Genomic DNA, 7,345 nt, shown 5'->3' on the forward strand with positions numbered 1-7,345 from the left:
GCTGGCGCGGCCGAAACCTGCTCGTCCCGGGCCGCGAGAAGCCGGGCATCGTCCAACGCCGACCGTCATCCAAGGAGCTGCCGTTGCACGCCATGCCGTACCCGACTTGCCGCCCGCCAGCGTTCATCGCGAAGGCGGTCCATGTCTGATTTCAAACCGCCGCTCGAAAACTTCCTCGCCCGCGAATGGCGCCGGCGCGGCCCCGTCGCGTGGGCGCTGACGCCTTTCGCGTGCATCTTCGGCGCGATCGCTGCCACGCGGCGCGCCTTCTACGACCTCGGCTGGATGAAGCGCGTCGAAGTGGGCGCGCCGGTGGTCGTCGTGGGCAACGTGACCGTCGGCGGAACGGGCAAGACGCCGACCGTCATCGCGCTCGTCGAGGCGTTGCGCGCCGCCGGATTCCAGCCCGGCGTGATCTCGCGCGGTTACGGCGCGAAGATCGCCAAGCCGACGAGCGTCACGGCAAGCTCCGCCGCCGAGCAGGTCGGCGACGAACCGCTGTTGATCGCGCGGCGCACGCACGCGCCGGTGTTCGTCTGCCCGGACCGCGTCGCGGCGGCAAAGGCGCTGCTCGAAGCGCATCCGAACGTCGATGTCCTCGTTTCCGACGACGGCCTGCAGCACTATCGCCTCGCGCGCGCGTTCGAGCTCGTCGTGTTCGACGACCGTCTCGGCGGCAACGGCTTTCTGCTGCCCGCGGGTCCGTTGCGCGAGCCGATGTCGCGCCGCCGCGACGCGACGCTCATCAACAGTCCCTACGAGCGCACGCTGCCGCCGTGGCCGAACACCTTCGCGCTCGAACTCGAATCCGGCGACGCGTGGCTGCTCGACGATCCGCATCAGCGCCGCCCGCTCAATCAGTTCGCCGGCGAGAAAGTGGTCGCGGCGGCGGGCATCGGCTCGCCGGAACGCTTCTTCGCGACGCTGCGCGCGGCGGGCATCGCGCCGGCGACGCGCGCGTTTCCCGATCACTACGCATATCGCGAGAATCCGTTCGCCGGCGTCGACGCCGATGCCATCCTGATCACCGAAAAGGATGCAGTAAAATTGGGCGCCTGGCGCGATGCACGCATCTGGGTCGTTCCGGTGCAAGCCGTGCTGCGGCCGCGCCTCATCGCTCTTGTTGTGGAGAAACTCCGTGGACGCACGTCTGCTTGAAATCCTCGTTTGCCCGATTTGCAAAGGCCCGCTCAGTTACGATCGCGCCGCGCAGGAACTCGTCTGCAGCGCGGACAAACTCGCCTATCCGATCCGCGACGGCATTCCCGTGATGCTCGTCGACGAAGCGCGTCAGACCGTCGAGGGCACGCCCGTCGAGCCGCTCAAACCCGTCGGCGACGCCTGAGCACGCGGAAATGTCCGTTCCGTTCATCGCGGTCATTCCCGCGCGCCTCGCTTCCACGCGGCTGCCGAACAAGCCGCTCGCCGATATCGGCGGCAAGCCGATGGTCGTGCGCGTCGCCGAGCGCGCGCGCGAATCGGGCGCTTCGCAAGTGCTCGTCGCGACCGACTCCGACCGCGTGGTCGAGGCCGCGCGCGATCACGGCGTCGAAGTCATGTTGACGCGCTCGGATCATCCCACAGGCACGGATCGGCTCGCCGAGGTCGCGACGCGTCTGAACTGGGCCGACGAAGCCATCGTCGTCAACGTTCAGGGCGACGAGCCGCTCATCGATCCGCAGCTCGTGCGCGATGTCGCCGATCACCTCGCGGCGCATCCCGAATGCGCGATCGCGACGGCCGCGCATCCGATTCACGATCCCGCCGACGTGTTCAATCCGAACGTCGTGAAGGCCGTGCTCGATGCGCAGAGCCGCGCGCTCTACTTCTCGCGCGCGCCGATTCCGTGGACGCGCGATCTCTGGCAACCGCACTGGCCGGACGTCGCCGCGCTTGGGGCACTGCCGTCCGTGCCGAAGAACGTGCTGCGGCATATCGGCCTCTACGCCTATCGCGCGAAATTCCTGCGCGACTTCCCGAACCTCGCGCAAGCGCCGATCGAAGAAGCCGAAGCGCTCGAACAACTGCGCGCGCTGTGGCACGGCGAGCGCATCGCGGTGCGCGTGACGCAAGACGCACCGCCGCCCGGCGTCGACACGCCCGCCGATCTCGCGCGCGTTCAGGCGCTCTTCCCGGAAGCGGACTGATCTCTATCTCTGTTCGACAACCCGTGTAAACCCCGCCGGATGGCCCATTCGGCGGGGTTTCTGGCGTTTTCTATCCGCGTTATTACGGTCGCAATCGTAAAGCGGCGTGGCATAATCAAGCGATTGCGCGAGCCTTCCGGTCAGCGCCACGCTCAACGTTGCGCCGCTGTCCGCAGGTGCCCGCCGTCTCCTTTTCGGCTGCGCGCCCTGTCGTCGACGCCGCACGAGCCTGGCCACCGGATGTCAAATCAGCCTCGCGGCTTGAAGCGGTTTATAGACGATTCGGAGAGATCACCATGCGTTTGATCCTGTTGGGCGCACCCGGTGCGGGCAAGGGCACCCAGGCAAACTTCATCAAGGAGAAATTCGGCATTCCGCAGATTTCGACCGGCGACATGCTGCGCGCGGCCGTCAAGGCAGGCTCGCCGCTCGGCGTCGAGGCGAAGCGCTTCATGGATGCGGGCGAACTGGTGCCGGATTCGCTCATCATCAATCTCGTGAAGGAACGCCTGCAGGCCGACGACTGCAAGAACGGCTATCTCTTCGACGGCTTCCCCCGCACGCTGCCGCAAGCCGAAGCCATGAAAGACGCCGGCGTGGCGATCGACTACGTGCTCGAAATCGATGTGCCCTTCGACGAAATCATCACGCGCATGAGCGGTCGTCGCGTGCATGCGGCATCGGGCCGCACGTATCACGTCAAGTTCAATCCGCCGAAGGTCGACATGACCGACGACGTCACCGGCGAGCCGTTGATCCAGCGCGACGACGACAAGGAAGAGACCGTGAAGAAGCGTCTCGACGTGTACGTCGCGCAGACCAAGCCGCTGATCGCGTATTACAACGACTGGGCGAAGAGCGGCGCAGCGCCGAACGGCCTGAAGGCGCCGGAATATCGCAAGATTTCGGGCCTCGGCGCCGTCGATGAAATCCGCACGCGCGTGTTCGACGCGCTCAAGTAACGCGCTGCCTGATTCGCGTTCGACAGAAACCCGCTCCCTGTGAGCGGGTTTTTTGTGTCCGTGAAAATCGCATGACCGTCGTGCGAATTTGCAGCATGCGGCTTCGCTACAATCGACGCGTTTCCCAAAAGGAATGACATCGGCGCGAGCGGCTCAACCCTGCTCTCGCGCGCACGAATCGCACAAAAGGAGAAGAGACATGGAGATGCAAGGCAACACCTTTCTGATCACGGGCGGTGCGTCGGGCCTCGGCGCGGCGACCGCGCGGCTCATCGCGGCGCAAGGCGGCAAGGTCGTGCTCGCCGACATGAACGACGCGGCAGGCGAAGCGCTCGCGAAAGAGCTGTCGGGCGCGTTCGTCAAATGCGACGTGAGCCAGGAAAGCGATGGCCAACGCGCCGTCGATGCCGCGTTGAGTCTCGGCACATTGCGCGGCCTCGTGAACTGCGCGGGCATCGCGCCGGCGGCGAAGACGGTCGGCCGCGACGGTCCGCACGCGCTCGATCTCTTCTCGAAGGTGGTGTCGGTGAATCTCATCGGCACGTTCAACATGATCCGGCTCGCGGCGCACGCGATGTCGAAGAACGAAGCGAACGCGGCGGGCGAACGTGGCGTGATCGTGAACACGGCGTCGGTGGCGGCTTATGACGGACAGATCGGCCAGGCGGCCTATGCGGCATCGAAGAGCGGCGTCGCGGGCATGACGCTGCCGATCGCGCGCGATCTGAGCAAGAGCGGCATCCGTGTGATGACGATCGCGCCGGGCCTCTTCGAAACGCCGATGCTGCTCGGCATGCCGAAGGACGTGCAGGACGCGCTCGGCGCGATGGTGCCGTTCCCGCCGCGCCTCGGCAAGCCCGACGAGTACGCTCTGCTCGTCAAGTCGATTTTCGATAACCCGATGCTCAACGGCGAAGTGATCCGCCTCGACGGCGCGATCCGCATGCAGCCTAAGTAACGCTCTGCACGGCGCGCGCGGCGTGGTTCAGTCGCCTTGCTGCGTGCGCTGCCGCAACTCGTGCAGCTCGGTTTCGACGACGGTCGCGTCCTCGGCATCCGGACGAATCTCGATGTATCGCTGCAAATCTTCCAGCGCCGGTCGCAGATAATCGAGCCGCGCATACGCGAAACCGCGATCGCGCACTTCCTCGATGCTGTTCGGCAACGCGATCACCAGCCGCTGCTGAACGGCGAGCAGACGCTGCCACCGCTCCGTTTGCAGATAGATACCCTTCAGATTGCGCAGCATGCGCGCGACGATTTCGCGCCGCGTCGCGGGTTGCAACAGCACGCGCAACGCGCTGCCGATCGACTCGCCCACGCGCTGCACATACGGCTCCAGCATCTCGACCATCTGCGCTTCGGAGAGCGTCTGGCCGGTCGTCGGATCGAGCATCAGATCGTGGCCGGGCGTCGCGACGCGCAAAAGGAAATGCCCCGGAAACGATACGCCGCGCACCGGCAGGCCGAGTTGCTCGGCCATTTCCAGATAGATGACGGCAAGCGAGATCGGAATGCCGCGCCGGCGACGCAGCACCACATTCAGATGGCTGTTATCCGGATCGTAGTAATCGTTGAGATTGCTGGAGAAGCCCAGCTCGCGGAAAAAGTAGCGATTCAGCGCATCGACTTTCTGCTTCGCGTCGGCGTCATCGGGCATGCGGCGACGGGCGCGCACGACGAGTTCGTCGATCTCCGCGAGCGCGGCCTGCATGTCGAGATCGGGATACGCGTCCTGCGCGAGCGACAAGGCGGCTTCCGTGAGCGGAAGGCTGTCGTCGTCCGCCATCAGCGAGGAGAAGTAGTCGAGGATACGCGTTGTCGTCATCAAAGCGTGCGTCTCTTGAAATAGGCGTACTTGAAGCCCATTGCGGCAAGAATACCGAAATATAACGCGGCAAACACGACGAGACTTGCACCGAGAAGCGCGATGCGCAGGACCGGCGTCGCGCGCATGCCGATCCAGTCGAAATTGATCGCCACCCAATGCATCGTCCCCGCAAGAATCAGGCACGCGCCGATCAGTTGCACGAAAAAGCGCAGCCAGCCCGCCGAAGGCTCATAGATCTTGCGGCGGCGCAGCCCCGCGAACAGCAGCAGCGCGTTGGCGAGCGCGCCGAGGCCGATCGAGAGCGTCAGGCCCGCGTGAGAAAAAATCGGCACGAAGATGTAGTTGCTCACCTGAGTCATGACGAGCACGAAGATCGCGATCTTCACCGGCGTCTTGATGTCCTGCTTCGCGTAGAAGCCCGGCGCGAGAATCTTGATGAGGATGAGGCCGATCAGCCCGATCCCGTATGCCGACAGCGCGCGGCCGACCATCACGACCGAATGATTGTCGAACTTGCCGTAGTGAAAGAGCGTCGCGGTGAGCGGCTCGGCGAAGAAAAACAGCGCGATCGCGCTCGGCGCGGCCAGCAGGAACGTGATGCGCAGGCCCCAGTCGAGCAGCGCGGAGTATTCGTCGTGATTGGCGTCGACGTGCGCTTTCGAGAGGCTCGGCAGCAGGATCGTGCCGAGCGCCGCGCCGAGCAGCGCGGTCGGGAATTCCATCAGCCGGTCGGCGTAGTTGATCCACGACACCGCGCCCGCCCCGATGTTCGACGCGATATTCGTGTTGATGATGAGGCTCAGTTGCCCGACCGACACTGCGAACATCGCCGGGACCATTTTCAGCAGCACGCGCTTGACGCCGGGATGCGCGAGCGCGGCGCGGAAGTTCAGCCCGATGCGCGGCGTCATGTCGATCTTCTTCAGGCCGGGCAGTTGCACGAGCAATTGCAGCACGCCGCCGACGATCACCGCATACGCGAGCGCATAAACCGGAATCTTCAGATGCGGCGCGACGAACACCGCCGCGGCAATGAACGACACGTTCAGCAGCACGGGCGCGAACGCGGGCAGCGAAAACTGCTTGTACGTGTTGAGCACGCCCGAGGCGAGCGTCGTCATCGAAATGAGGACGATGTACGGGAACATGATGCGCGTCATCGAGACGGCGAGGCCGTACGCCGCGCCCTCGTGCGACAACCCCGACGCGACCGCGTACACGACCCAGCTCGCGCCCAGCATGCCGAAAAGCGACAGCACGACGAGGAACCAGGTGAGGACCGTCGACATCGCGTCGACGAGCGCCTTGGTCGGATCGTGGCCCTTGCTGTTCTTGAACTCGGCGAGGATCGGCACGAACGCCTGCGCGAACGCGCCTTCCGCGGAGAGACGCCGCAGCAGGTTGGGGATTCGGAACGCGACGTAGAACGCGTCGGTATAGATACTGGCGCCGAAGGCTCGGGCGATCAGCGTTTCGCGGATCAGGCCGGTCACGCGCGACAGCAGCGTGAAGCCGCTGACCGTCAGCAGGGCTCGGAATAGATTCATGGGGCGCTTATTATACGGGCCGCGAGCGGCGCGCCCACGAGACTCGGGGCAATGCTGGCGGCCAATGCCGCACGTTTGACCGATGACAAGGCAGCCGCCCCGTGCCGGCGCGATCCACGCCGCGCTTGTCATGTCTCATATTCCCTTGCTATAATCGCGGGTTTCGAAGCTCCAAAAATCGCTCCGATTTTGCGGCTTCGCGTCTTTTCCGGCCCCGGCCGGCGATGTTTTAGAGGTTCTCGGGCAATCGTTCCCGGGATTTCAGATCAAAGGCAGCGCGCTCGATCGCCCGCGTCAGGGCTTTCATGGCCTTCGCCGGCCCCGCGCGCTCCGGACAAGTAACAGCGAAACAGGAAAAGGGAAACCGTCATGGCAAATTCCGCACAAGCTCGCAAGCGCGCCCGTCAGGCCGCCAAAGCCAACTCGCACAACTCGGCGCTGCGCTCGAAGTTCCGCACGGCCATCAAGGCAGTTCGCAAGGCTATCGAAGCCGGCGATCAGGCCAAGGCCGCCGAAGTGTTCAAGACGTCGGTCAAGACGCTCGACATCATCGCGGACAAGAAGATCGTCCACAAGAACAAGGCAGCTCGTCACAAGAGCCGCCTGGCTGCAGCCATCAAGGGCCTGCAAGCCCCCGCTGCCCAGTAATTCCGGCTCGCTTCCGGCGGGCGCATTCCGGTTTCGCGAGTTTCGCGTTCGGGGCGTTCGCCGAAGCAGCTTCCTGTTTCCGCTGCGCAGTAACGAAAAAGCCCGCTTCGGCGGTAATGCCGTTCAGTTAAGGTCTTTTCTTAGATAGCGAACGGTGTACCGTTTAGGGCGGGATTTGACGACCCGGTCGCATGTGCGTCCGGGTCGTTT

Annotated in this window: 8 protein-coding genes; 6 read left to right on the forward strand and 2 right to left on the reverse strand. The window is 64.6% G+C overall.

Annotated elements, in window-relative coordinates; genetic code table 11:
- The first annotated feature begins 141 nt into the window (after positions 1-141).
- From lpxK to QCE58_RS12735, 5 genes are all read left to right on the forward strand, one after another.
- Positions 142-1,158 carry a tetraacyldisaccharide 4'-kinase gene (gene lpxK, locus QCE58_RS12715; protein ID WP_250435112.1) on the forward strand — a complete coding sequence of 339 codons (1,017 nt, stop codon included), beginning with the start codon at positions 142-144 and terminating at the stop codon, positions 1,156-1,158.
- Positions 1,139-1,345, forward strand: coding sequence for a Trm112 family protein (locus QCE58_RS12720; protein WP_008342720.1), 207 nt, complete (start codon positions 1,139-1,141; stop codon positions 1,343-1,345). Before lpxK ends, QCE58_RS12720 begins: the two co-directional genes overlap by 20 nt.
- Positions 1,346-1,355: 10 nt before the next feature.
- Positions 1,356-2,147 (forward strand): 3-deoxy-manno-octulosonate cytidylyltransferase, encoded by a 792-nt coding sequence (gene kdsB / locus QCE58_RS12725; protein WP_250435114.1) that lies wholly within the window; start codon positions 1,356-1,358, stop codon positions 2,145-2,147.
- Between the two features lie 296 nt (positions 2,148-2,443).
- Complete coding sequence (gene adk / locus QCE58_RS12730) at positions 2,444-3,109, forward strand: adenylate kinase (RefSeq protein ID WP_008342724.1); 666 nt, start codon at positions 2,444-2,446, stop codon at positions 3,107-3,109.
- Positions 3,110-3,308: 199 nt separating this feature from the next.
- On the forward strand, positions 3,309-4,067 hold the full coding sequence (locus QCE58_RS12735; protein ID WP_239295099.1) for a 3-hydroxyacyl-CoA dehydrogenase: 759 nt from the start codon (positions 3,309-3,311) through the stop codon (positions 4,065-4,067).
- A gap of 27 nt (positions 4,068-4,094) precedes the next feature.
- Here QCE58_RS12735 and QCE58_RS12740 read toward each other — a convergent pair whose 3' ends face one another.
- Both QCE58_RS12740 and murJ read right to left on the reverse strand, forming a co-directional pair.
- Complete coding sequence (locus QCE58_RS12740; protein WP_008342728.1) at positions 4,095-4,937, reverse strand: SirB1 family protein; 843 nt, start codon at positions 4,935-4,937, stop codon at positions 4,095-4,097.
- Entirely contained in the window at positions 4,937-6,487 is a 1,551-nt protein-coding gene (gene murJ, locus QCE58_RS12745) for a murein biosynthesis integral membrane protein MurJ (RefSeq protein ID WP_008342730.1), read from the reverse strand. The genes QCE58_RS12740 and murJ overlap by 1 nt, the downstream gene beginning before the upstream one ends.
- Positions 6,488-6,856: 369 nt before the next feature.
- On the opposite strand from murJ, the gene rpsT reads away from it, so the two are divergent.
- Positions 6,857-7,135 (forward strand): 30S ribosomal protein S20, encoded by a 279-nt coding sequence (gene rpsT, locus QCE58_RS12750; RefSeq protein WP_008342733.1) that lies wholly within the window; start codon positions 6,857-6,859, stop codon positions 7,133-7,135.
- Positions 7,136-7,345: the final 210 nt, after the last annotated feature.

It is taken from the genome of Caballeronia sp. LZ028, assembly GCF_031451415.1.
GTDB lineage: Bacteria > Pseudomonadota > Gammaproteobacteria > Burkholderiales > Burkholderiaceae > Caballeronia > Caballeronia zhejiangensis.

Coding starts and splice junctions, on each gene's coding strand:
- lpxK (WP_250435112.1), top strand. CDS start 142: ATGTCTGATTTCAAACCGCCGCTCGAAAACTTCCTCGCCCGCGAATGG.
- kdsB (WP_250435114.1), top strand. CDS start 1,356: ATGTCCGTTCCGTTCATCGCGGTCATTCCCGCGCGCCTCGCTTCCACG.
- adk (WP_008342724.1), top strand. CDS start 2,444: ATGCGTTTGATCCTGTTGGGCGCACCCGGTGCGGGCAAGGGCACCCAG.
- QCE58_RS12735 (WP_239295099.1), top strand. CDS start 3,309: ATGGAGATGCAAGGCAACACCTTTCTGATCACGGGCGGTGCGTCGGGC.
- QCE58_RS12740 (WP_008342728.1), bottom strand. CDS start 4,937: ATGACGACAACGCGTATCCTCGACTACTTCTCCTCGCTGATGGCGGAC.
- murJ (WP_008342730.1), bottom strand. CDS start 6,487: ATGAATCTATTCCGAGCCCTGCTGACGGTCAGCGGCTTCACGCTGCTG.
- rpsT (WP_008342733.1), top strand. CDS start 6,857: ATGGCAAATTCCGCACAAGCTCGCAAGCGCGCCCGTCAGGCCGCCAAA.